General features: G+C 74.2%; 24 protein-coding genes. 10 read left to right on the top strand and 14 right to left on the bottom strand.

Features of this window, described 5'->3' with window-relative positions; all coding sequences use genetic code 11:
• Position 1: 1 nt before the first annotated feature.
• Both hydA and ABD249_RS10145 read right to left on the bottom strand, forming a co-directional pair.
• Complete coding sequence (gene hydA / locus ABD249_RS10150; RefSeq protein ID WP_344343152.1) at positions 2–1,438, bottom strand: dihydropyrimidinase; 1,437 nt, start codon at positions 1,436–1,438, stop codon at positions 2–4.
• A gap of 10 nt (positions 1,439–1,448) precedes the next feature.
• The gene (locus tag ABD249_RS10145; protein WP_344343150.1) at positions 1,449–2,297 is read right to left on the bottom strand and encodes a nitrilase-related carbon-nitrogen hydrolase; all 849 of its coding nucleotides are present in this window, start codon (positions 2,295–2,297) and stop codon (positions 1,449–1,451) included.
• A 160-nt stretch (positions 2,298–2,457) separates the two neighbouring features.
• Here ABD249_RS10145 and ABD249_RS10140 point away from each other — a divergent pair, with 160 nt between their 5' ends.
• The 6 genes from ABD249_RS10140 to ABD249_RS10115 all read left to right on the top strand — a co-directional run bounded on the left by ABD249_RS10140 (position 2,458) and on the right by ABD249_RS10115 (position 8,003).
• Positions 2,458–3,864 (top strand): HNH endonuclease signature motif containing protein, encoded by a 1,407-nt coding sequence (locus ABD249_RS10140; RefSeq protein WP_344343148.1) that lies wholly within the window; start codon positions 2,458–2,460, stop codon positions 3,862–3,864.
• Between the two features lie 56 nt (positions 3,865–3,920).
• Complete coding sequence (locus tag ABD249_RS10135; protein WP_344343146.1) at positions 3,921–4,631, top strand: hypothetical protein; 711 nt, start codon at positions 3,921–3,923, stop codon at positions 4,629–4,631.
• 130 nt (positions 4,632–4,761) lie between these two features.
• The gene (locus ABD249_RS10130) at positions 4,762–5,736 is read left to right on the top strand and encodes an ABC transporter substrate-binding protein (RefSeq protein WP_344343144.1); all 975 of its coding nucleotides are present in this window, start codon (positions 4,762–4,764) and stop codon (positions 5,734–5,736) included.
• Between the two features lie 16 nt (positions 5,737–5,752).
• Positions 5,753–6,772 carry a putative F420-0 ABC transporter permease subunit gene (locus ABD249_RS10125; protein ID WP_425546316.1) on the top strand — a complete coding sequence of 340 codons (1,020 nt, stop codon included), beginning with the start codon at positions 5,753–5,755 and terminating at the stop codon, positions 6,770–6,772.
• Complete coding sequence (locus ABD249_RS10120) at positions 6,769–7,542, top strand: ABC transporter ATP-binding protein (protein WP_344343142.1); 774 nt, start codon at positions 6,769–6,771, stop codon at positions 7,540–7,542. Before ABD249_RS10125 ends, ABD249_RS10120 begins: the two co-directional genes overlap by 4 nt.
• Positions 7,543–7,604: 62 nt before the next feature.
• Positions 7,605–8,003 (top strand): hypothetical protein, encoded by a 399-nt coding sequence (locus tag ABD249_RS10115; RefSeq protein WP_344343140.1) that lies wholly within the window; start codon positions 7,605–7,607, stop codon positions 8,001–8,003.
• A 25-nt stretch (positions 8,004–8,028) separates the two neighbouring features.
• Here ABD249_RS10115 and ABD249_RS10110 read toward each other — a convergent pair whose 3' ends face one another.
• The 6 genes from ABD249_RS10110 to ABD249_RS10085 all read right to left on the bottom strand — a co-directional run bounded on the left by ABD249_RS10110 (position 8,029) and on the right by ABD249_RS10085 (position 15,919).
• The gene (locus ABD249_RS10110; protein WP_344343138.1) at positions 8,029–10,314 is read right to left on the bottom strand and encodes a transglutaminaseTgpA domain-containing protein; all 2,286 of its coding nucleotides are present in this window, start codon (positions 10,312–10,314) and stop codon (positions 8,029–8,031) included.
• Entirely contained in the window at positions 10,311–11,381 is a 1,071-nt protein-coding gene (locus tag ABD249_RS10105) for a DUF58 domain-containing protein (RefSeq protein ID WP_344343136.1), read from the bottom strand. Before ABD249_RS10105 ends, ABD249_RS10110 begins: the two co-directional genes overlap by 4 nt.
• Entirely contained in the window at positions 11,381–12,310 is a 930-nt protein-coding gene (locus ABD249_RS10100; protein ID WP_344343134.1) for an AAA family ATPase, read from the bottom strand. Before ABD249_RS10100 ends, ABD249_RS10105 begins: the two co-directional genes overlap by 1 nt.
• A complete protein-coding gene (gene cofE / locus ABD249_RS10095) occupies positions 12,310–13,164 on the bottom strand; it encodes a coenzyme F420-0:L-glutamate ligase (RefSeq protein WP_344343132.1) in 855 nt (284 codons plus the stop codon). The genes ABD249_RS10100 and cofE overlap by 1 nt, the downstream gene beginning before the upstream one ends.
• Before the next feature lie 13 nt (positions 13,165–13,177).
• Positions 13,178–13,660, bottom strand: a complete 483-nt coding sequence (gene coaD / locus ABD249_RS10090) for a pantetheine-phosphate adenylyltransferase (protein WP_344343129.1) — start codon at positions 13,658–13,660, stop codon at positions 13,178–13,180.
• Positions 13,661–13,723: 63 nt separating this feature from the next.
• Entirely contained in the window at positions 13,724–15,919 is a 2,196-nt protein-coding gene (locus ABD249_RS10085) for an ATP-dependent DNA helicase RecG (RefSeq protein WP_344343127.1), read from the bottom strand.
• Positions 15,920–16,003: 84 nt separating this feature from the next.
• Here ABD249_RS10085 and rsmD point away from each other — a divergent pair, with 84 nt between their 5' ends.
• Positions 16,004–16,564 (top strand): 16S rRNA (guanine(966)-N(2))-methyltransferase RsmD, encoded by a 561-nt coding sequence (rsmD, locus tag ABD249_RS10080; RefSeq protein WP_344343125.1) that lies wholly within the window; start codon positions 16,004–16,006, stop codon positions 16,562–16,564.
• Positions 16,565–16,579: 15 nt separating this feature from the next.
• On the opposite strand, the gene thiL is transcribed toward rsmD, so the two are convergent.
• The gene (thiL, locus tag ABD249_RS10075) at positions 16,580–17,575 is read right to left on the bottom strand and encodes a thiamine-phosphate kinase (protein ID WP_344343123.1); all 996 of its coding nucleotides are present in this window, start codon (positions 17,573–17,575) and stop codon (positions 16,580–16,582) included.
• A gap of 23 nt (positions 17,576–17,598) precedes the next feature.
• On the opposite strand from thiL, the gene ABD249_RS10070 reads away from it, so the two are divergent.
• From ABD249_RS10070 to ABD249_RS10060, 3 genes are all read left to right on the top strand, one after another.
• Complete coding sequence (locus ABD249_RS10070) at positions 17,599–18,084, top strand: DUF3515 family protein (protein WP_344343121.1); 486 nt, start codon at positions 17,599–17,601, stop codon at positions 18,082–18,084.
• Positions 18,085–18,141: 57 nt separating this feature from the next.
• The gene (locus ABD249_RS10065; RefSeq protein ID WP_344343119.1) at positions 18,142–18,765 is read left to right on the top strand and encodes an exonuclease domain-containing protein; all 624 of its coding nucleotides are present in this window, start codon (positions 18,142–18,144) and stop codon (positions 18,763–18,765) included.
• A 90-nt stretch (positions 18,766–18,855) separates the two neighbouring features.
• Positions 18,856–20,301 (top strand): DNA recombination protein RmuC, encoded by a 1,446-nt coding sequence (locus ABD249_RS10060; protein ID WP_344343117.1) that lies wholly within the window; start codon positions 18,856–18,858, stop codon positions 20,299–20,301.
• Between the two features lie 295 nt (positions 20,302–20,596).
• Here the strand turns inward: ABD249_RS10060 and ABD249_RS10055 are convergent, their stop codons facing one another.
• The 5 genes from ABD249_RS10055 to ABD249_RS10035 form a co-directional block, all read right to left on the bottom strand.
• Positions 20,597–21,226 carry a CoA transferase subunit B gene (locus ABD249_RS10055; RefSeq protein WP_344343924.1) on the bottom strand — a complete coding sequence of 210 codons (630 nt, stop codon included), beginning with the start codon at positions 21,224–21,226 and terminating at the stop codon, positions 20,597–20,599.
• 2 nt (positions 21,227–21,228) lie between these two features.
• Complete coding sequence (locus ABD249_RS10050; RefSeq protein ID WP_344343115.1) at positions 21,229–21,999, bottom strand: CoA transferase subunit A; 771 nt, start codon at positions 21,997–21,999, stop codon at positions 21,229–21,231.
• Between the two features lie 191 nt (positions 22,000–22,190).
• Positions 22,191–22,649, bottom strand: coding sequence for a hypothetical protein (locus ABD249_RS10045; RefSeq protein ID WP_344343113.1), 459 nt, complete (start codon positions 22,647–22,649; stop codon positions 22,191–22,193).
• Positions 22,646–23,260, bottom strand: coding sequence for a hypothetical protein (locus tag ABD249_RS10040; protein WP_344343111.1), 615 nt, complete (start codon positions 23,258–23,260; stop codon positions 22,646–22,648). The genes ABD249_RS10045 and ABD249_RS10040 overlap by 4 nt, the downstream gene beginning before the upstream one ends.
• Positions 23,260–23,943: a SipW-dependent-type signal peptide-containing protein gene (locus ABD249_RS10035; protein ID WP_344343109.1), complete on the bottom strand. Its 684-nt coding sequence runs from the start codon at positions 23,941–23,943 to the stop codon at positions 23,260–23,262. The genes ABD249_RS10040 and ABD249_RS10035 overlap by 1 nt, the downstream gene beginning before the upstream one ends.
• Positions 23,944–23,960 lie beyond the last annotated feature (17 nt).

Raw genomic sequence — 23,960 nt, 5'->3', positions numbered from 1 at the left:
ATCAGGCCAGGTACTGCGACAGGCCGCGCTTGACGAAGCGCCCGTCGCCCTTGGCGCCGAGGTAGGCGCCGTCGTCGACGATGACCTTGCCGCGTGCCATGACGGTGTCGACGTGGCCGTCGATCTCGTAGCCCTCCCACGCCGAGTGGTCCATGTTCATGTGGTGGGTCTTCTCCAGGCCGATCGAGGTGTGGCCGTTCGGGTCGTAGAGCACGATGTCGGCGTCGGCGCCGGGCTGGATGACGCCCTTGCGGCCGTGCATGCCGAACATGCGCGCCGGCGTGGTCGACGTGAGCTCGACCCAGCGCTCGAGCGTGATCCTGCCGGTCACGACGCCCTGGTACATGAGGTCCATGCGGTGCTCGATCGAGCCGATCCCGTTGGGGATCGCGCGGAAGTCGCCGCGTCCGAGCTCCTTCTGGTCCTTCATGCAGAACGGGCAGTGGTCGGTGGAGACCATCTGGATGTCGTTCGTGCGCAGCGCCTGCCACATGTGGTCCTGATGCCCCTCCTCGCGGCTGCGCAGCGGCGTCGAGCACACCCACTTCGCGCCCTCGAGCTCGCCCCACTCGGCGCTCGTGGCACCGAGCTGCTCCTCGAGCGACAGGTACAGGTACTGCGGGCACGTCTCGCCGAAGACCTGCTGGCCCTGGTCGCGCGCCCACGCGAGCTGCTGCACGGCCTGCTTCGCGCTCACGTGCACGACGTAGAGGGGCGCGCCGGCGTAGTTGGCGAGCATGATCGCGCGGTGCGTCGCCTCCTCCTCCATCTGCCAGGCGCGGGCGATGCCGTGGAAGTACGGTCCCTGCCTCCCCTGCGCGACGAGCTGCTCGGCGATGACGTCGATCGCCGGGCCGTTCTCGGCGTGCATCATCGTCATGAGGCCGGTCTCGGCCGACACCTGCATGGCCTTGAGGATCTGCGCGTCGTCCGAGTAGAAGACGCCCGGGTAGGCCATGAAGAGCTTGAAGCTCGAGATGCCCTCGTCGACGAGGCCCCGCATGGCCCTCAGGGAGTCGTCGTCGACGCCGCCGACGATCTGGTGGAAGCCGTAGTCGACGGCGCACTCGCCGGCGGCGAGCTCGTGCCAGGCGGCGAGCCCGTCCTGCAGGCGCTCGCCCGTCTTCTGCACCGCGAAGTCGACGATCGTCGTCGTGCCGCCCCAGGCCGCCGCGCGCGTGCCGGTCTCGAACGTGTCGGACGCGAACGTGCCGCCGAAGGGCAGCTGCATGTGGGTGTGGGCGTCGATGCCGCCGGGGATGACGTAGCGCCCGGTCGCATCGATCACGCGATCGACGGAGCCCGTCAGGTCGTGGCCGAGCAGGGTCGAGCCCGGCTCGAGCACGGCGCGGATGGTCTCGCCGTCGACGAGCACGTCGGCGAGGACGCGCCCCGTGGAGGAGACGACGGTGCCGCCGGTGATGAGGGTGGTGCTCATGCGCTCCCCCTCACGGCTTCGCGATCGCAGCGTACGAGTCGGGCCGACGGTCGCGGTAGAACTGCCAGTCGTCGCGCATCTGCTGCACGAGGTCGAGGTCGAGGTCGCGCACGAGCAGCTCCTCGTGCTCGCTCGAGCCCTTCTCGCCGACGAAGTTCCCCCGCGGGTCGATGACCTGGCTCGTGCCGTAGAAGTCGACGGCGAGGTCGCCGTACTCGTTGTCCTCGCGGCCGACGCGGTTGGGCTGCAGCACGAAGTAGCCGTTGGCGACGGCGGCGGCGGGCCCCTCGACCTCCCACAGGCGGTTCGACAGGCCGGGCTTCGTCGCGTTGGGGTTGAAGACCATGTGGGCGCCGTTCAGGCCCAGCTCGCGCCACCCCTCGGGGAAGTGGCGGTCGTAGCAGATGTACGTGCCGACCTTGCCGACGGCGGTGTCGAAGACGGGGTAGCCCTGGTTGCCGGGCCGGAAGTAGAACTTCTCCCAGAACCGGTCGAGGTGCGGCAGGTGGTGCTTGCGGTACGTGCCGAGGATCGAGCCGTCGGCGTCGACGACGACGGTCGTGTTGTAGTAGACGCCCGTCTGCTCCTCCTCGTAGATCGGCAGGATCGACACCATGCCGAGCTCCTTCGCGAGCGCGGCGAAGCGCTGCACGATCGGTCCGTCGACGGGCTCGGCGTAGCGGTAGTACCTCTTGTCCTGCGTGATGCCGAAGTACGGCCCGTAGAAGAGCTCCTGGAAGCAGATGACCTGGGCGCCCTGCGCGGCCGCCTCCCGTTGGAACGCCTCGTGGCGATCCAGCATGGACTCCTTGTCGCCCGTCCACGTGGTCTGGGTGATCGCTGCCGTGACGATGGTCATCCTGGGCTCCGCTCCGTTGCGTGAACTCTGATCCTCCGACGTTTCCCCGGTGTTACGCCAGGGTGACGGACCCGATCGTGATCTTCGGATGCGCGTCGCGCGTTCTCCACAGGCCCGACCGCGTTCGAACGTACGTTCGAATGCGCGGTATCGTCGTGGCATGCGAGCGGAGCAGGAGACGACCGAGACGGCGGTCGTCGACGCGCTCGTCGACGACTCGCTGGCGACGTCGTCGCTGCTCGATGCGGAGATGCTCGCGGCCCTCGACGAGCTCGCCGCCCGGCGGCGCTCGATCGATGCGGCGATCGTCGAGGTCGTCGGCGAGGCCGCGGCGCGCTGCGAGCGCGTGCCCGTCGCCGAGTCCCTCGTGCGTGCAGGCGGGCACCGATCGCTCGTCGAGGCGGTCGAGCACCGGCTCGGGATGCGCCGCGGCGAGGCGCGGTCGATCTGCGAGGTCGCGGAGGCGACCCGCGCCCGCGCGTCGCTGACGGGCGCATCGATCCCGGTGGCGCGGCCGCACGTCGCCGCGGCGCTCGGCGCCGCGACCATCACGGTCTCGCAGGCCGAGCAGATCGTCGCAGGGCTCGCAGCGACGGGCGGCAGGGTCGCGGCCTGCGACCTCGAGCGCGCCGAGTCCGAGCTCGTCGCCGCGGCCACCGGTGCCGGCGGCGAGACGCCGGTCCCGCCGGCGCTGCTGCGCTGCCAGGTCGCCACGTGGGTCGACTTCCTCGATCCCGACGGCGCCGAGCCGAGCGAGGAGCGGCAGCGCGAGCTGCGCTCGCTCTCCTTCTCGTCTCGACGCGACGGCATGCTCGTGGCTCGCATGCTGTGCACGCCCGAGCAGGGCGAGGTGCTGCAGACCGCCCTCGACGCCCATGTCGCGCCCCGCCGGGTGCGCGTCGACTGCGCAGACGATGGCAGCGAGCCCGATGGAGACGAGGCCGCGTGCGACGGCCGATCCATCGAGCAGCGCCGCATCGACGCCCTCGTCTCGATCGTGGCCTCCCACGCCGCGACCACCGCGCCGCGCACCGGCGGCGGTGCGCCCACGCTCGTCGTGACGACGACCCTCGCCGATCTCGAGGGCCGCGCCGTGCGCCCTGCCGATCGTGCGCACGTGCAGCGCTCCGGCGCACCGGCGACCGCCGCCCTCGTCGCGCGCATCGTGTGCGACGGCCTCGTGCACCCCGTGCTCGTCGGAGACGACGACGGCGAGCCCCTCCGCCTCGGCCGTGCGCGAAGGCTGTTCTCGCCCGCGCAGCGCCGCGCGATCGCCGCTCGCGACCGCGGCTGCCGAGCACCGGGATGCAGCGCGCCACCTGGATGGTGCGAGGCGCACCACGTCACGCCGTGGAGCCTCGATGGCCCGACCGACGTCGACAACGGGATGCTGCTGTGCGCGTTCCATCACCACGAGGTGCACCGCGAGGCGCTCGTGATCGAACGCGCTCCTGCAGGCAGCGGGCGGCGCTGGCACGTTGGGGCGACGTCGCCCCATCGCGCTCGCGATGGGCGACGACGCTCGTCGCCGCAGCGACGGCGGCCTGCACCGCTGTCGACGGCGTGATCCCGGGCTGGGCGGTGCGCGGCGCGCGTCCAGCAGCGCGGTGCATGCTCGTCGGCATGCGCCAGCGCACCCGCATCCTCGTCGCCGTCGGCGCCGTGCTCGCGCTCGTGCTCGCCGGCGTCGGCGTCGGCTGGTGGGCGACGCGACCGGCGACGGGGATCGGCGCGATCGCGGATGCGCCGCCCTTCGTCGCGTGCGCCGAGCGCGAGGGCGTCGACGTGGCGGATGCCGCGTCGTGGACGCCCGACCGTCAGCGTGCACTGCTGTCGACGTGGGCGGGTGCCGCGTGCGTGCTCGAGGCGACCGACGACGCCCGGCTCGAGCACGTCGTCGCCGAGGCGCTGCCCCCCATCGGCGCCGGCGACGCCGCCGACGACGTGCGCGAGCTGCGGGCGGGCGTGCTCATGGCGCTCGTCGCCGACGCCGAGGCATCCGTCGCATCCGCCGAGCTCGTCGATGCCGTCGGCCGCATCCTCGGGGCTGCGCGGTCGAACGACGACGCCTGGTGGCTCGACGACGACGAGCGGCTCGACCAGGCGTCGCTGGCGACCGGCATCCAGCTCGCGGCGGCGTTCGAGATCGTCGCCCGCGACGGCGACGTGCTCGGCGGGTACGAGTCGTTCCTGGCCGAGCAGGGGCTCGCCGACGACGCTAGCGGCCGCATCCTCTTCCTGCAGGGCGAGCGCGAGGACGGCACGCCGCTGTGGGAGCGGGTCCGCGACGTCGAGCAGGGCATCGACGACCGCGTCGACGACCTGATCGGCTGATCCGCCGACCGCCGCGGCGCGTGGTGCAGGGCGCCGCCGTGCGCGGCTAGGCTGACGGATGCGCCGGGCACCATCTCCGCGCGCGAACCCGTTCCTCCAGTTCGCGCCAGCATGCCCGGAAGGTCTCCCGATGCGCCGCTCCATCCCCGCCGTCGCCCTCGTCGCCGCCCTCGCCCTCGCCGGGTGCTCCTCCAGCGACGCCCCCGCAGCCCCGTCGTCCGACGCGCCCCCGGCCTCCGCCGACGCCGCGACCTCCGTGACGAACTGCGGCGTCGACGCCGCGTTCGAGACGCCGCCCGAGCGCGTCGTCACGATCAAGTCCTCCACGACCGAGGCGCTCATCGCCCTCGGGCTCGCCGACCGCATCGTCGGCACCGCCTTCCAGGACGGCCCGCTGCCCGACGGCCTCGACGTCGACGAGCCGCTGCCCGTCATCGACGAGCGCATGCCCGGCGCGGAGTCGGTGCTCGCGCTCGAGCCCGACCTCATCTTCTCCGGCTGGGAGTCGGCGTTCGCCGCCGACGCCGTCGGCACGCGCGCCGAGCTCGCCGAGCTCGGCGTCGCCACCTACGTGTGGCCCACCGCCTGCATGAGCGCCGACGCCCCCACCGAGGTCACGTTCGACGACATCGCCGCCGAGGTCGAGCAGATCGCCGACATCTTCGACGTCGACGCCTCGGGCGTCCTCGCCGACCAGGAGGAGATGCTCGCGGACATCGCGCCCGACGACCGCGACCTCACGGCGCTGTGGTGGTCGTCCGGCACCGAGACGCCCTACGTCGGCGCCGGCCAGGGTGCGCCCGAGCTCATCATGGACACCGCGGGGCTCACGAACATCGCCGACGACCTCGAGGGCGGCTGGTCGCCCTACGGCTGGGAGTCGGTGCTCGCCGCCGACCCCGACGTGCTCGTGATCGTCGACAGCGACTGGAACACCGCCGCGAACAAGATCGCGTACCTCGAGGCCGACCCCACGCTGTCGCAGCTCACCGCCGTGCAGGAGCGCCGCTACGTCATCGTGCCGTTCGCGGCGTCGGAGGCGGGCGTCCGCACGGCCGAGGCCGCGGCGTCGGTCGCGCTGCAGGTCTCCGAGATCGCCCTCTGACGAGGCGGCGACGCGCATGATGGCGGCGAGGCGACGACGGATCGCGATCGGCGCGATCGCGCTCGCCGTCGCGACCCCGCTGCTCGCGACCCTCGCCGTCGTGCTGGGCGCCGCCGACCTCTCGTTCGGCGACGTCTGGGCGACGATCGGCGCGCACCTCGGCATCGGGCAGCCCGTGCTGACCCCCATCGAGGACGGCATCGTGTGGCAGCGCCGCGTGCCGCGCGTGCTCACGGCGATCGCCGTCGGCGCGGGGCTCGCCGTGTGCGGGGCCGTCATGCAGTCGGTCACCCGCAACCCGCTCGCCGACCCCTACCTCCTCGGGCTGTCGAGCGGCGCGTCGCTCGGCGCCGTGTGCGCCCTGCTGCTCGGCGTCGCCATCCCGCTCCCCATCGCGGCCTTCGGCGGCGCAGCGCTCGCGCTCGCGCTCACCGTCGGGCTCGCGACCGGCATCGGCCAGGTGACCCCGACGCGCACGGTGCTCGCAGGCCTTGCGGTGTCGTCGATGCTCGGCGCGATCACGAGCCTCATCATCTTCTGGACCGTCACGGGCGACTCGTATCGCGAGATCCTCGGCTGGCTGCTCGGCACGCTCGCCGCCGCCAGGTGGGAGGCCGTCGCGCTCACGTGGATCGGCCTCGTCGCGATCGTCGTGCCCATCGTGCTCGTCGCCCGCAGGCTCGACGCGTTCGCGTTCGGCGACCGGCACGCGGCGTCGCTCGGCATCCACCCCGGCCGCACGCGACTGCTGCTGCTCGCGGCGACGGCGCTGCTCACGGGCATCCTCGTGTCGGTGTCCGGCGCCATCGGCTTCGTCGGGCTCATCGTGCCGCATGCCGTGCGGCTGCTCACCGGGCCCGGGCACCGGGCGCTGCTGCCCCTGTCGGCGCTCGCCGGCGGCATCGTCCTGCTGGTGGCCGACACGATCGCGCGCACGGCCTTCGAGCCGCGCGAGCTGCCGGTCGGCATCGTGACGGCGCTCGTGGGGGCGCCGGCGTTCGCGGCGATCCTGCTGCGCAGGCGGGTCGAGACGTGACGCTCGAGGCGCGCGGCATCGTCGTCGACGTCGACGGCAGCACCCGCATCCTCCACGGCATCGACGTCGTCGTGCCCGGCACGGGGCTCACGGCGCTCGTCGGGCCGAACGGCTCGGGCAAGTCGACGCTGCTGCGCCAGCTCTCGGGCGTCGAGCGCCCCACGCACGGCACGGTCCTGCTCGACGGCGCCGACCTGCACGCGCTGGGCCGCCGCGAGCGCGCTCGGCGGATCGCGGTCGTCGAGCAGGAGGCGGCGAGCGAGCTCGCGCTCACGTGCCTCGAGGTCGCGATGCTCGGTCGCATGCCGCATCAGGGCCTCCTGGGTGCGACGAGCCGCGAGGACCGGGTCGTCGCGACGGAAGCGCTGCGTCGCGCCGGCGCCGACGCCTGGGCGGAGCGGTCGTTCGCGTCGCTGTCGGGCGGCGAGCGGCAGCGCGTGCGGCTCGCGGCGGCGCTCGCGCAGCAGCCGCGCATCCTCGTGCTCGACGAGCCGACGAACCACCTCGACGTGCGAGCGTCGCTCGAGACGATCGCCCTGCTGCGGACGCTCGCCGACGACGGCGTCACGGTCGTCGCCGCGCTGCACGACCTCACCCTCGCCGGCTGGGCCGACCACGTCGCGCTGCTGGCCGACGGCAGGCTCGCCGCGTCCGGGCCCGTGGCCGAGGTGCTGACGGCCGAGCGTATCGCCAGCGTCTACGACGTGCGCGCCCACGTGGGGCCCGATCCGCTCACGGGTCGACTCGCCGTGACGGTCGCGCTGCCCTGACCCGGCTGGCGCATCCACCGCTCGCACGGGTGACGCATGAGGTCGCCTGGCACGCTGGCACGATGCCCACTCCCCAGCGCCTGCTCACCGCCTCCGCCTCCGTCGCCGCCTCCGGCGCCATCACGCTCGTGCCGATCGGGCGCATGTCGCAGGGTGCGCAGCGCGGCCTGGGCGCCGCGCTGACGGTCGTGCCGACGGCGATCATGGCCGGCGTCGCGCGGCGCAGGCTCGGCGAGCGGCCGGATGCGCGACGCATGGCGATCGCCGCCGGCGCGGTCGCCGGCGTCGCCGCGACGTCGCTCGCGCTGTGGGAGGCGAGCGTGGCGCTCGACCAGGCGATCGAGCGCGGCCTCGTGCGCCGCGGCGTGCGTCGTCCGCGCGTCGCGATGGCCGTCGGCGTGGCAGCGCTGTCCGCCGCCGGCGAGGTCGTCGACGCCCTCGGATCGCGCCGAGCCCGCTGAGCCGCGCGCACCCCGACGCGCGGCGTCAGCGCAGGGCGTCGACGCCCTCGTCGTGGTGCTGCGGCTGCCACACGCGCACGAGGCTCGGCGGCACCAGCAGGCGCAGGGTGCGCTGTCGGCGCGGGATCGAGCGCCGGATGCCGGCGAGCACCGCTCGCGCGTCCGCGGCGTGCGACGTGGACGCCTCGCCGGCGAAGCGCTCGCGCTCGGCCGCGTCGCGCAGCCGGTCGAGCGCCCGTCGCTCGCGCTCCCGCAGCGGCAGCGCGCCGACGGCAGCCGCGATCTCGCCGGGCGTGTGCGACGTCTGCAGGCGCCTGCCCGCGTCGGCGAGCGACGCCTGCACCTCCCAGAGCGCACCGCCGGCGCCCTCGGCGAGCCTCCGCCGCCGCAGCAGCGCGCGCACGAGCGCCGGGGCGAGCACGACGAGCACGAGCGCGAGCCCCGCGAGCACGGGCGGCAGCACGCGATCCCAGCGCACGCCCTCCCCCGCGCCGGGCGCGCCCGACGCCGTCGGGGCCGCGCCGGGCTCGGTCGACGGCGACGCGCTCGGCGTCGCCGACGCGTCCGGGCTCGCGGAGGGCGCCGCGGCCGTCGGCGAGGGCAGCGTGGGCTGCTCGGTGGCGCCGGCCTCGTCCCCGTCGTCGGCGGAGGCGACCGTGCCGCCGGTCGCGATCGCCGGCGTCGTGTCGAACGGCACCCACCCGTAGCCGTCGAACCACAGCTCGGCCCATGCGTGCATGTCGTTCGTCGTCACGGTGAACGTGCCGTCTGCCTCCGGATCCGTGCCCGGCAGGAAGCCGATCGACACGCGCGCGGGGATGCCGGCGGCGCGCGCGAGGATCGCCATCGACGATGCGTAGTGCACGCAGTAGCCCGACCTCGCGCCCATGAACGACTCGAGCGCCGACCACTGGCCGCCCTCGGTCGTGCCGAAGCCGTCGAGCGGCACGCGCTCGGAGTACTCCCACGAGTCGTCGGTGAGGTAGCCCTCGAGCTGCCGCGCGCGGTCGATCGGTGCGGCGTCCTCGTCGACGATCTCCGCGGCGAGGTCGGCGAAGAAGGCGGCGTCCTCCGGCACCTCGACCGCGTCCTGCGCTCCGGTCGCGCTCGGCGAGACCCCCGGCTCGATGGGCGTCGGCCGCAGGCTCGCGACCCTGTACGCCTGGTCGTTGAGCGACACGATGCGGTCGGGATCGGTGAAGCCGATCGACTGCGACGCCGGATCCCAGCGCCACGTGCCCGAGAAGTCGCCCGTCGACGTCGCCTGCACGGGGATCGGCACGTTGCCGATGAAGGCGCGGCCGAGCGTGACCTGGGTCGTGATCGGCGTGCCCGGTCCGACGGCGCCGAGGTCGGCGAACGACGTCGTGAGCTCGCCCCGCTCCTCCACGAAGCCCTGCGGGCCGATGCCCTGCAGCGCCGTCAGCCGCATGCGCGTGGGCAGGCCGTCGCTCGGCGCGTAGTCGAAGATGCGCACGGGCGCGCCGCGCTGCAGGTCGGCGGCGAGGTCGATGCCCGTCGAGAGCATCGGCGGTCCCGACGCGGCGCCGACGCCCGTCGTCGCGCCCTCGAGCCAGCCGGGCCATGCGATGTCCGCGTCGCGCGGGCTCGGCAGCACCGCGGGTGCCGCGACCGCCGCGATCGCGACGAGCACGCCGGCCATGACGGCGCGTCCGCGCACGCGCCCGGCCTGCCCGAGCACGAGCACCGCGACCATCGCGGCCGCGATCGGCGCGAGCGAGACGGGGTCGACCTCGAGCCGGAAGGCCATGGGCACGACCACCGGGAGGAGCAGGGGTGCCGCGGCGAGCGCGGGCGCGCCGAGCGCGAGCATGCCGTCGACGAGCAGCACGAGCAGCAGCACGGCGAGGAGCACGATCGCCACGACCTCGAAGGTCGCGGCGAAGGGCACCTCGGGCGCGTAGAGGATCTGCGTGACGCCGTCGAGGAGGGCGGCGCCGGACGCGGCGAGCGACTCGCGCGTCGGCACGACGCCGAGCCACGCCTCGGCGGGAGCCGTCGCGACCGTGAGCCACGGCACCGCCAGGACGACGGCGGGCAGCCAGGCGAACCAGCGCGCCCCGAGCAGGCGGGCGAGCACGAGCACGGTCGCGAGCACGACGGCGAACGCGACGGCGACCGTCTGCCACCCGCCGTCGAGCACCGTGAGCAGGGGTGCGAGCGACAGCGGCACGCCACCGGCGACGAGCGCGCCGTGCAGCCAGATCCGACCGACGCCCGCGCGCCGCGCGCGCGGCGGCGGGTCGACGTGCGGGTCGATCGGGGGCGCCATCGCCGGTGCGGACGTCATCGCGACCTCCGGACCTCGTGCGGATGCCCGCCCGACCACCGCATGTGCCGCACGAGGCGCGGCACGGAGCGCTCGTCGTCCGTCACGCTCCAGACCGTCGACCCCGGGGCGAGGCCCGCGACGACGCGTCGCAGCACGCCGCTGCCGCGGCCCGCGACGACGAGCGCGGGCCCGTCGATGCGCGGCTCGCCCGCCAGGTGGCGCGTCTCGAGGCGCGCGCATGCGTCGAGCAGGCCGACGCGACCGCGCAGGCTCGTCTCGTCGAGCTGCGCCGCCCCCGTCTCGAGCACGTCGATCTGCAGGCCCTGACCGGCGACCGCGAGGCACAGCGACGCGAAGGCGCGCACGCCCTCGTCGAACTCGTCGTCGTCGCGCCATCCGTCCGCGAGCGTGTCGAGCACCACGACGACCCGCGGCGTGGCAGGCGGCTGCTCCTGGCGCACCATGAGGTCGCCGTGCCGCGCCGTCTGGCGCCAGTGGATGCGGCGCACGGGATCGCCGGGCCGGTAGCCGCGCACGATCTGGTCGACGAGGTCGCCCTGCCCGACGCGGCTCGTCGCGGCATCGATGCCGTGGCCGAGCACGGCCGTCGCGGCGAGCGGCACGACGCGCGGGCCGACGACGAGCTCGCCCGGCGACGCGAGCCTGCGCGTCGACAGCCAGGCGCCGAGCGGATCGCGACGGCGCACGCGCACGGGCCCGAGCCGGTGGACGCCGCGGTGCGGCGCGTGGACGCGCAGCACCGTCTCGGCGCCGTCGAGGCGATCCCATGCGAACGAGACGGGGTCGAGCGAGGTCTGCGCGCGCCACCATCCCTGTCCGTACGCCTCGGGCAGCCGCACGGGCACGTCGAGGTCGACGCCCTCGACGGCGATCGACGGCGGATGCCACGCGACGTCGCGGCCCGGGGGCGCGACGAGCAGGAGCACGAGCCCTGCGACGACGACGCCGCCCGCGAGCACGGCCGGCACGAGCAGCGCGCCCTGCAGCGTCCAGTAGGCGGCGACGCCGAGGCCCGCCGCGGCGCACGCGAGCGCGAGGCCGCGCACGGTGGGCCGCAGCCGCATCAGCGCGCCCTGGGCGCCGGCGTCGTGTCGAGCACGCGGTCGACGACGCGGAGGGCGTCGTCGATCGTGGCCGCCTGGTCGTGCAGCAGGATGCGGTGCGGCAGCACGCGGCGAGCGAGCAGCTTCACGTCGTCGGGCGAGAGCCAGTCGCGACCCTCGAGGTACGCGCGCGCCTTCGCGGCGCGCAGCAGCTGCAGCGTCGCGCGCGGGCTCGCCCCGACGCGCACGACCTGCTGCTCGCGCGTCGCCCGCACGAGCCGCACGGCGTACTGCTCGACGAGCTCGTGCGCGCGCACGGCGTGCGCGGCGTCGACCTCGTGCAGGAACGCGTCGCTCGAGACGACGGTGTCGAGGTCCGCGAGGGGCGTGTGCGTCTTGCGGGCCTGCACCATGCGCAGCTCGGCGGACTCGTCGGGGTAGCCGAGCTGGAGCCGCACCATGAACCGGTCGCGCTGCGCCTCGGGCAGCGCGTACGTGCCATCCATGTCGATGGGGTTCTGCGTCGCGATGACCATGAACGGCCTGGGCAGCTCGTGCGTCACGCCGTCGACGGTGACCTGCCCCTCCTCCATGCACTCGAGCAGCGCCGACTGCGTCTTCGGGCTCGCACGGTTGATCTCGTCGGCGATGACGACGTTCGAGAAGACGGGACCGGGCGTGAACTCGAAGCGGCCGGCGCGCTGGTCGTAGATCGACACGCCCGTGATGTCGCTCGGCAGCAGGTCGGGCGTGAACTGGATGCGGTGGACGCTGCCGCCGATCGCCGCGGCGAACGCGCGCGCGAGCTGCGTCTTGCCGACGCCGGGGACGTCCTCGAGGAGGATGTGGCCCTCGGCGAGCAGCACCGTCAGCACGGTGCGGATCTCCTCGGGCTTGCCGTCGATCACGGTGCCGACGGCACCCTCGACGGCGTCTGCGAAGTCGGTCATCACACCCCCTGGGCGGCCGAGTCTGCCACGGGCCCCTGTGGGGATTCGGTGCCGGGCGCCGTGCGGATCGCGCCGTCGGCCGTCGACTCGGCGCGCCCCGCCGCGAGCCCTGCCGCGAACCCCTCCGCGTGCGCCTCCGCCGACCCGAGCCGGAACATGTCGCTCTCGGCGTCGCGCACGAGTCGTCGCGCCCCCGGCTCGTCGAGGCCGCGCACGTGCCGGGCGAGGCCGCGCACGATCGTGACGGGGCGTCCGCTCGTCTTGCCCGCGACGAGCTCGGCGGTCGACGCGATCTCGTCGGCGATCGCCGCGGCGCTCACGACGAGCGGGCGACCGTGCGTGTCGACGCTGCCGGCGAGCGGCTCGATGACCCGGATGCCGGCGGCGCCGATGGCGACGTCCGTCTGCCCGGCGCGCCACGGTCGTCCGAACGTGTCGGTGACGACGACGCCGAGCGCGACGCCGAAGCGCGCGCGCAGCGCCGTCGCGATCGCGAGCGCCGAGGCGTCGGCGTCGACCGGCAGCAGCAGGATCGTGCCGTCGGGGGTGTTCGAGGCGTCGACGCCCGCGGCGGCCATGACGAAGCCGTTGCGATCCTGCACGATGCGCGTGACGCCGCCCGGGTGGGTGCGGCTCGCGACGACGCGCACCGTCTCGTCGGTGATGGCCTGCTCGCGATCGGCGGCGAGCCGCATGCGCCCCTCGGCCTTCGACACGACCTTGCTCGTCACGACGACGACGTCGCCGTCCGAGGGATCGTGCGGTGCGATGGCGTCGCCCACGATGGCCGCGAGGTCGTCGCCCGCGGCGATCTCGCCGATGCCGTCGACCGACCAGGCCTCGAGGCGCGTCACCCTGCTGCCGGCGTCACGCGCGCTGCAGGAACGTCGCCACCGCCCGCGGCACGTACGGGCTGACGTCGCCGCCGAGCTCGGCCACCTGGCGGACGAGGCTCGAGGACACGTGCGCGTTCTCGGGGTTCGGCAGCAGGAAGACCGTGTCGACGCCCGCGAGGTCGCGGTTCACGATCGACATGGGCGTCTCGTACGCGAGGTCGATCTGCGAGCGGATGCCCTTGACGAGCACCTCCGCGCCGACCTGCTGGCAGTAGTCCACGAGGAGCCCCATCGACCACGTCGCGACCGTGATGTCGCCCTCGACGCGCGCCTCCTGCAGCGAGCGCTCGATGAGCAGCTGCCGATCCGGGGCGGGGAGGAAGGCATCCTTGTCGGGATTGTGCACCACGAGCACGTGCACCTCGTCGAAGATGCGCGCGGCGCGCGAGATGACATCCAGGTGACCGAGGGTCACGGGGTCGTAGGAGCCGGGCACGACGGCGATGCGGGGCATGGGACGAGCCTATCGGAGCCGATGTGTCGAGCATGTTGCGGGCGCGCCGCGGGTGGCCGCGGCCTACGCCGAGGTGAGCGCGGCGCGCGCCTCGGGGTCGAGGCGGCGATGCACCGCGAGGCGCAGCGCCGCGTGCCGCTCGAGCCGCGGATCGTCGGCGAGCACGCCGAGGGCCGACTCGCGCGCCGCCTCGATGACGGCCCGGTCGCGCGTGACGCGCAGCAGCCGCAGGCTCGAGCGCCCGCCCGACTGGGCCGTGCCGAGGACGTCGCCCTCGCGTCGGTGCTCGAGGTCGACCTCCGCGAGCGCGAAGCCGTCGAGCGTCGCGGCGACCGCCTCGACGCGCTCGCGTGCGAGCGTGCCCTCCTCGGCCGTCGTGCGCAGCAGGCAGAGCCCCGCGTGCGCGCCCCGACCGACGCGGCCGCGCAGCTGGTGCAGCTGCGACACCCCGAAGCGATCGGCGTCGAGCACGACCATCGTCGTCGCGTTCGGCACGTCGACGCCCACCTCGATGACCGTCGTCGCCACCACGACCCCGACGTCGCCGGCGACGACGGCGCGCATGACGGCGTCCTTCTCGTCGGATGCCATCGCGCCCGTCAGCGACTCGACGCGCGCATCCTGCAGGCCGGGATGCGTGCGCAGCAGCCGCGTCCACGTCTCGACGTCGGCGAGCACGGCGGGGCCGCCCTCCTCGTCCTCGCTCGGCATGCCGCGCTCGACGTCGCCCGGGGCGATGGCGGGGCACACGACGAACGCCTGCCTGCCCTTCGCCACCTCCTCGGCCACGCGGTGCCAGATGCGCTGCTCGACGGCGCGCGACGCCTCGGGGCCCACGACGTGGGTCTGGATCGGCGAGCGGCCGGGCGGGAGGGTGCGGATGGTCGAGACGTCGAGGTCGCCGAACGCCGTCATCGCGATCGTGCGCGGGATGGGCGTCGCGGTGAGCACGAGCGTGTGCGGCGCGACGCCCTTCTGCCGGAGCGTCTCGCGCTGCTCGACGCCGAAGCGATGCTGCTCGTCGATGACGACGAGGCCGAGGTCGGCGAACTGCACGCGGTCGGCGAGCAGCGCGTGCGTGCCGACGACGATGCGCGACTGCCCCGCGACGATCGCGAGCAGCGCCCGACGCTGCTCGGCGGCCGGCATCTGCCCCGTGAGCAGCACGGGATGCAGCTCGGCGGCGAGGTCGGGGCCGAGCGTCGCGACGATCGAGCGCAGGTGCTGGCTCGCGAGCACCTCCGTCGGGGCGAGCATCGCCGACTGCCCGCCGGACTCCGCGACCGCGAGCATCGCCCGGATCGCCACGAGCGTCTTGCCCGATCCGACCTCGCCCTGCACGAGGCGGTGCATCGACGTGCCGCGAGCGAGGTCGGCCTGCACCTCGTCGCCGACCGTGCGCTGGTCGGGGGTGAGCTCGTATGGCAGCGAGGCGTCGAGGGCTTCGAGCAGCCGCCCGGCGACGCGCTCGGTCGACGGCAGCGACTGCATCCAGGCGCGGGTGGCGAGCAGGTAGGTCTCGAGCAGGAACGCCTCGTGCCACCGCAGCGTGTGCTGCGCCGCATGCCCCGCGGCCTCCGTGTCGGGGCGATGCGTGCGCTCGAGCGCCGTCGCGAGCGGCAGGAGCCGGTGCGCGCGGCGCACGTCGTCGGGCACGGGGTCGGCGACGGTGCCGAGGTCGTCGAGCACCTGGCCGATGAGCGCGCGGATGTCCTTCGACGGCAGCGTCGACGTGGCGGGGTAGACGGGGATGACCTCGTTCGCCCACGCCGTCGGGTCGGCGCCCGCCTCCTCCTCGAAGGGCTCGAACTCCGGATGCGTCAGCTGCCGCTGGTCGCGGAAGACGCCGACGGTGCCCGAGAACATCGCGGTGACGCCGCGGCGCAGCTGCCCCTCGATCCAGCGCTGGTTGAAGAACGTCAGCTGCAGCACGTCGGTGCCGTCGGAGATGTCGACCGTCGTGACGACGAGCGGCCTGCCGCGGCGATCGCGCCTGCCCGTCTCGCGCGTGCCGACCGAGCGCACCTCGGCGACGACCGTGACGTGATCCCCCACCTCGAGCGCCGAGAGGTCGGTGAGCTGGCCGCGCGTGACGTAGCGGCGCGGCACGTGGAGGAGGAGGTCGCCGACGCGCTCGTGCCGGAAGGCGCGCTTGAGCCGATCTGCGGTCTTCTGCCCGACGGCGATGCGCAGCGATCGCTCGAGGCCGTCGGGCACGGCGCCGTCGGCGCTCGGCTCGGCGGCGGGTCGTGCGGTCACGCAGGCCAGCGTAGGCGACGCGTGCGACGGCGACGGCGGCGCCGTCCGGATGGCTGCGACCGGACGATGCGGGAGGATGGAGGGGTGACGCGCATCATCGCCGGGATCGCAGGCTCGCTGACGCTCAGGGTGCCCGACGCCGGCACGCGCCCCACCTCGGACCGCGTGCGCGAGGCGATCTTCTCGGCGCTCGACGCGCGCGACCGCTGCGACGACGCCCACGTGCTCGACCTCTTCGCGGGCTCCGGCGCGCTCGGCCTCGAGGCCGCGAGCCGCGGCGCTGCGTCCGTCGTGCTCGTCGACTCGGCCAGGCAGGCCGCGACGATCGCGAGCCGCAACGCCGAGGCGGTCGCGAGGGCGGGCGCGGCGCGCGCGCAGGTCGTGCAGCAGACCGCCGCCGCCTACCTCGCGCAGACGAGCCGCACCTTCGACCTCGTGCTCGTCGACCCGCCCTACGACCTCCCGCCCGGGCAGCTCTCCGCGGTGCTCGAGGCGCTCGTGCCCGTCCTCGCCGACGACGCCCTCGTCGTGCTCGAGCAGGCCAGGCGCACGGGTGCTCCCGAGCTGCCGGGCGACCTCGAGCTCGCCCGCACGCGCACGCACGGCGACACCGCGATCCACTGGCTCGTCCGCCGCGAGGCGTAGCCGCGCCCTCCGGGATCAGGTGGCGAAGGGATCCCAGCCGCGGTCCGGCAGCGGCTCGCCGTCGAGCGTGACGCCCGCGCCGTCCTCCACGACGCCGATGACGAGGACGCCCTCGGGCAGCTCGGCGTCCTCGGGCAGGGTCGCGAGCAGCGCGTGGTCCTCGCCGCCGTGCAGCACGTGCTCGAGCGGAGCGGCGAAGCCTCGCAGCGGCGCCGATCGCAGGGCGATGCGCACGCCCGACGCCGCCGCGATCCTCGACGCGTCGAGCGCGAGCGCGTCGGAGACGTCGAGCATGGCCGTCGCGCCCGCGTCGGCGAGCACGGTGCCGAGGCCGATGGGCGGCACGGGCGCCAGCTGGGCCTCGAGCGCCCGGGGGTGCTCGCGACGCAGCGCGCGGGCCGACTCTGCATCCTCGACGCCGTCGACGATCGCGTGCGCGAAGAGCAGCGCGATGCCCTCCCCCGCCGAGCCGAGATCGCCGGCGACGACGACGACGTCGCCCGCCTGGGCGCCCGAGCGCAGCACGGGACGGCGGCCGTCGAGCGAGCCGAACGCCGTGACGGCGATGACGGCGCGCTCGGAGGTCGTGAGGTCGCCGCCGACGACGCCGCAGCCCGGCGCGAGCACCTGCACGGCCTCGGCGAGGCCGTCGGCGAACGACTCGAGGTCGGCGACGGGCGTCGCGCCCGGGACCGCGAGCGCGACGACGAGCGCCGTGGGTCGCGCGCCCATCGCGGCGACGTCGGCGAGGTTCGTCGCGACGGCCTTCGCGCCGAGGTCGCGCCACGTCGACCATGCCGCGCGGAAGTCGGGGCCCTCGAGCATCGTGTCGGTCGTCACGACGAACGCGCCGTCGGCGCGCACGACCGCCGCGTCGTCGCCGGGGCCGACGATCGTGCTCGCGCCGACGGGCAGCCTGGGGAGGATGCGGGCGAGCGCGCCGCGCTCGCCGACCTGCGCGACGGTGGCGTCGGCGGGCGCAGCGAGGGTGGAGACGTCGGTCGCGGGCACGCCTCGACGATAGCCTGAGGACGATGCGCCGCACCTCGATCGCCCTCGCCCTCGCAGGCCTCGCGGCGGCGACGCTCTCCGCGTGCACCTCCACGGTGTCGCTCCAGGTCGCCGACGACGCGACGGACCCGCTCTGCGCATCCGTCATCGTGTCGCTGCCGGAGACGATCGGCGCGAGCGAGCCCGGCGGCCCGTTCGACGAGCGGCCGACGGACGCGCAGGCGACGGCCGCCTGGGGCGATCCCGCGGCCGTGACCCTGCGCTGCGGCGTGCCCGTGCCGGATCCCTCGACCGCGACGTGCGCGACGGTCGGCGGCGTCGACTGGATCGACGTGACGGCGGAGGGCTCCGAGGTGCGCACGCTCGTGACGTACGGTCGCGAGCCGGCGGTCGAGCTCGTCATCGACCCCGAGCGGCTGTCGGCGTCTACCGCCCTCGGCGACGTCTCGAGCGCCGTCGATCGCACCGACGAGGTCGGCGCGTGCATCTCGCCCGCCGACGCTCCGTGACCCGTCGCCGCCCGGTGGCCCGCCGCCGCTGTCGGCGGTCCGTGCGAGGCTGACGGCATGGCGATCGACTTCACCGCGATCGACTTCGAGACCGCGAACGGCTCGCCGGCGTCCGCCTGCTCCGTCGGGCTCGTCAAGGTGCGCGACGGCCGCATCGTCGATCGCGCCTCCTGGCTCATCCGTCCGCCGCACGGGCACGACGAGTTCCTGCACTGGAACGTGCGCATCCACGGCATCCGCGCGCACGACGTCGCGGGCGAGCCGCGCTGGGTCGACCAGCACGACCGCCTGCTCGCGTTCGCCGGCGACGACGTGCTCGTCGCGCACAACGTCGGCTTCGACAAGGGCGTGCTCAAGGCCGCGTCCATCGCGAGCGGGCTCGCGGTCCCCGAGACGCGCTGGGCGTGCTCGCTGCGCATCGCGCGCAAGACCTACCACCTCGAGTCGTACCGCCTGCCCGTCGCGGCGATGGCCGCGGGCTTCGAGGACTTCCAGCACCACGACGCCGCGGCCGACGCCGAGGCGTGCGCCACGATCGTGACGCACGCGGCGACGCGGCACGGCGCCACCGACCTCGAGCACCTCGCGCGCATCTGCACGACGCGCATCGAGCGCCTGGGGCCCGTCGCCGAGCGGCAGACGATCGAGCGCGAGCCCGCCGAGGCCTGGTGGAGGCCGTGACGGGCTGATCGCTCGGCGCGTCGCGCGCCGATCCGGCGCGGCGGGGCGCGGCAGCCCTCCCGTGTCTGCGGTCCTCGCCACACTGGACCCATGGACCTCGGCATCGCCCTCGCACTGCTCGTCGCCCTCCTCGTCGGAGGGGCGGCCGGCTGGCTCGTCGCCACGCTCGCGACGCGGTCGCGCGCATCCGAGGCGGCGGTCGCCGAGCAGCGCGAGCAGCTCGTGCGGCAGCAGGAGGCGCACGAGCGCGACCGCGTCGACGCCGAGCTCGCCGCGCTGCGCTCGTCGCACGAGGCGCTCGCCGCCCAGCACCGCGACGCCGTCGACGCCCGCGACGCCGCGCAGCGCGAGCGCGCCGGCCTGTCCGCGACCGTCGACGCGCTGCGCGAGCGGCTCGAGGTCGCCCGCGCCGCCGCCGACGAGTCGACGCAGCGCGAGCGTCGCGAGTCGCGCGTCGCCGAGCAGATCGCCCCCATGAAGGACGCGGTGACGCGCCTGCAGACGCAGCTCGTCGAGCTCGAGCGCCAGCGCAGCGAGCAGCACGGCACCATCGCGCAGCAGCTGCACCAGTCGCTGCAGTCCGAGGAGCGCCTGCGCCAGACGGCCGAGTCGCTCGCGAGCGCGCTGTCGTCGAACTCCACGCGCGGCGTGTGGGGCGAGACGCAGCTGCGCCGGGTCGTCGAGTCGGCCGGCCTCCTCGAGCGCGTCGACTTCGACACCCAGTCGTCGTTCACGGCCGACGAGCGCCGCCTCCGCCCCGACATGGTCGTGCACCTGCCCGGCGGCAAGCACCTCGCCCTCGACGCCAAGGTGCCGTTCCGCGCCTACCTCGAGGCGTCGCGCATCCCGCTCACGGCGTCCGACGAGGAGCTCGCGCGTCGCGCGTCGCTCATGCAGGAGCACGTGAAGGCCATCCGCAGCCACGTCGACCAGCTCTCGAGCAAGCAGTACTGGGCGGGCATCGGGCCGAGCCCCGAGTTCGTGGTCGCGTTCATCCCGTCGGAGTCGCTCGTCTCGGCGGCGCTCGAGGCCGACCCGTCGATCATGGAGTACGCGTTCGGCAAGCGCGTGGCGCTCGCGAGCCCCGTGTCGCTGTGGTCGCTGCTGAAGTCGGTCGCCATCACGTGGAGCCAGGCGGCCGTCGCCGAGGATGCCGCACGCGTCCACGAGCTCAGCCAGGAGCTCTACGACCGCATCGCCACGATGGCCGGTCACGTCGAGAAGGTGCGCTCGTCGCTCGAGTCGTCGGTGAAGCACTTCAACGCGTTCTCGTCGTCGCTCGAGTCGCGCGTGCTCGTCTCGGCGCGCAAGATCGCGCGCCTCGACGCCCCGAAGCAGATCGCCGAGCCCACCGAGATCGAGCACACCCCGAAGACCCTGACGGCCGCCGAGTTCACCGACATGGCGATCGAGCCGCAGCAGGAGCAGCACCCGACGCACGCCGACCTGGCGATCGACGAGCTGCTGCGCGACGAGTCGACCCGCGCCGCAGCGCCCGCCGCCGCCGACGACGACGAGGCGACGCGCGCGAGCTGACGCGTCCCCGCGGACGCGCTCCCGCGGGCGCGCTCCACGCCCTCCGCCCGCCGCCCTCGACTCTGCAGCGCCGACCCGCCCCGCGCCGCACCTCGCGAACGCACCGCGTTCCGAGGTACGCACCTCGACACCAGGTGCCGATATCTCCGTACCTACCGTCGAGGTGCGTACCTGGCGATCGAGCGGCGAGGGGGACGCAGTCGACCTCGGCGAGGTGCGGCTGCTGCACCCGGGTGCGGTTGCAGCCGCACCTCGGCGCAGCAGGCGCACCTGGCGGTGCGGCGGGGGCCGGGGGTCAGGCGAGGATGTCGGGCTCCGTCGCCGCACGCACCTCGTCGAGGGTCACGCCGGGGGCGAGCTCGACGAGCCGCAGACCCTCGTCGGTGACGTCGAGCACGGCGAGGTCGGTGATGATGCGGTCGACGACGCCGCGACCGGTGAGCGGCAGCGAGCACTCGGACACGATCTTCGGCGTCCCATCCTTCGCGACGTGCTCCATGAGCACGATGACGCGCTTGGCGCCGTGGACGAGGTCCATCGCGCCCCCGGGGCCCTTCACCATCTTGCCGGGGATCATCCAGTTCGCGAGGTCGCCCGTGGCCGACACCTGCATGGCACCGAGGATGGCGGCGTCGATCTTGCCGCCGCGGATCATGCCGAACGACGTCGCCGAGTCGAAGAACGACGTGCCCGGCAGGGTCGTGACGGTCTCCTTGCCGGCGTTGATGAGGTCGGGGTCGAGCGCATCCTCGGTCGGGTACGGGCCGACGCCCAGGATGCCGTTCTCGCTCTGCAGCACGACGGTGCGGCCGGCGGGCACGTGGTTGGGCACGAGCGTGGGCAGGCCGATGCCGAGGTTCACGTACGCGCCGTCCTCGAGCTCCTGGGCTGCGCGCGCTGCCATCTCGGTGCGGGTGAGCGCCATGGTCATGCCTCCTGGACGGTGCGTCGCTCGACGCGCTTCTCGATGTCGGGACCGACCTCGACGACCCGGTGCACGAACACGCCGGGCAGGTGGATCCGGTCGGGGTCGAGCTCGCCGGGCTCGACGAGCCGCTCGACCTGGGCGATGCAGACCCGGCCTGCCATGGCCGCCAGCGGCGAGAAGTTGCGCGCGGACTTGTTGAAGATGAGGTTGCCGTGCCGGTCGCCCACGGCTGCGTGCACGAGCGCGAAGTCGGTGCGGATGGCCTCCTCGAGCACGAAGTCGCGCAGCACGCCGTCGACCTCGAACTGCTGGACCTGCTTGGGCTTCGACGCGACGGCGACCGAGCCGTCGGCGGCGTAGACCTGCGGCAGCCCGCCGTCGGCGACCTGCGTGCCGACGCCCGTCTGCGTGAAGAACGCGGCGATGCCGCTGCCACCGGCACGGAGGCGCTCGGCGAGCGTGCCCTGCGGCGTCAGCTCGAGCTCGAGCTCGCCCGAGAGGTAGCGACGCGCGAACTCCTTGTTCTCGCCCACGTACGACGACGTCATCTTGTCGATCTGCCCGTTGGCGAGCAGCAGCCCGAGGCCCCAGTCGTCGACGCCGCAGTTGTTCGACGCGACCTTGAGTCCCGTGACGCCGCGCTCGACGAGCGCCTCGATGAGTCCCATGGGATTGCCGCACAGCCCGAATCCGCCGACGGCGAGCGTCGCGCCGTCGCCGACGTCGGCCACCGCCTCCGCCGCCGTCGCGACCGTCTTGTCGAAGCTCATGGCCTCTTCCCTCCTGCGGCCTCGTGGGCCGCGTGCTCGCTGCCCCGGACGTCGGCGTCGGTGCCGGCGTCGAGCAGGATCGTGCAGCGCGTCATCGCGCGCTGCCTCCGCGACCCATCGTGCCCGATGCGAGCGTCACCGTGCCAGCGCGCGACGTCTCCGGCGACCCGCGGCCCGCCTCACGTGAGCGCTCAGGGATTCCAGGAGCACGCTGCGGTGAGGCCCGCCAGGTAGACCGTGGCCGTCCCTTGCAGCACGGGCGACGACCACCCGCCCAGCTCGCGGGTGAGCCGGAGGGTGTAGGTCGCGCCCGTCACCGAGCCGAGGAGGGTGGTGACCGGGATCTGCGTCGCGCCAGACCCCGCCGTGTACGTCGTCACGGCGTTCGTCGCGACGTTCGTCGCAGTGAGGACGTAGCCTGCGGCGACGCCGCCGGCGGGCTGGGTCCAGCGCACCGTGAAGCTGCCGAGGCCGGTCGGGCAGTCACGCTTGACCGGGCCGACGAGGTTCGTCGATGACAGTCCGGCGACGCTCCCGTGCTCGCTGTCGTTCCACGCAGCCTCGGTCGCTTCGACGGCCGTGAACGCCGGGAGGAGGAGCATCGTCGCGATCGCGAGCAGTGCCAGTCGGACACGAGCGAACGCGGTCACGTGAGCGCCCGCTCTCGAGCGCGACGGGCGACCGCAGCCACGACGATGCCGGTCGCGATGGCGACGATCGCGAGACCGAACGCAGCGACGACGCCCGAATCCTGCCCCGTCGTCGGCAGGGATGCCTCTCCCCCGCTCTCGACCGTCTCACCGGCCCCGCTCGCACGGAAGTCGATCGCCGCGGTCGCTCCCCCGATGCGCTGGATCAGCTCGACGTCGATCCTGTACCAGCGCGTCTCCGCAGCGGACTGAGCGCCGAGCTCGATGGCACCATCGACGAGGGTCGCCTCGACGACCGGCGTCGCGCCCGCGGCGCATCCCGTCTCCGACCATGGCGCCGAGCACCACCGGACGGTCGCCGCATAGGCGTTCGGAGTCGCCGCGACCGCGAGCGACAGTTCGATCGTGCCATCCGAGCGCGCGGCGGTGACGCCGACGTCCCACGCGACCGGTCGACCGAGATCCATCGTCGCCATGGCCGCGGCGTCCTGCACGGACTCCAGCCGGATCACCTCGCCCTGGATCACCTCCGTCGACGGCGCGGCGTTCGCAGGCGCCGCCGCGACGAGCGCGAGGCCCGCCGACAGCACGAGGAGGCCGACCGCACGCATCACGTCGAGCCGAGGAAGGGGAACAGGACGGTCATGCCCGACGCGTTCTGCGAGTCGTTCGTCGACCCGATGCTCGGCAGGGTCAGCCGTACGCAGTAGTGCTGGATGGTGGGCGACGGCGTCTGCACGAGGGTCTGCGACACGGTCGCCGCTGTGGTGAGGGGCTGGTCCTCGACGACCGAGACGAAGCCCGTCGCACCCTGTGCGAAGACCGACGAGCACGTCGGCGTCGCAGGCGCCGCGACCGTCCCGGACACGACGCGCACCGAGTAGCGCAGCTGCGCCGCGAGCGCCGTGTTGGCCGCACTCACCGTGCCACCCACGACCGGGGCCTGCAACGTCACCGTGCCCGGCACCGAGCCGGTGGCGAGACGGATGCTGTAGCGGCTGATGCCGGACTGCCCCGGCGCGAGGGCCGTTCCGGCCGTGTAGGCGAGCGTCATGGCGCCCGGCGTTGCCAGGGGATGATCGGTGAAGGCGTTCGCCGCCGCCGGATCGCCGGGTGCGCCCACGATGCCGAACGAGCCCGAGGTCACCGATGTCGTCGCGTACTCCGAGTCGTTCCACGCCGCGAGCGTCGCGGTGGTGCCGACGCCGAGCACGAGGCCTCCCGCGAGCACAGCGCGCAGCCGCACGAGCCATTGGCTCGTGCGGCTGCGCCGCTGTGCTGCGTGCCTGCCCATGTCGCTCGTCGTGCTCC

This window comes from Agrococcus versicolor (genome assembly GCF_039531815.1).
Taxonomy (GTDB): domain Bacteria; phylum Actinomycetota; class Actinomycetes; order Actinomycetales; family Microbacteriaceae; genus Agrococcus; species Agrococcus versicolor.
Note: the sequence above shows the minus strand (reverse complement) of the source record. Positions and strands in the feature narration are given on the sequence as shown.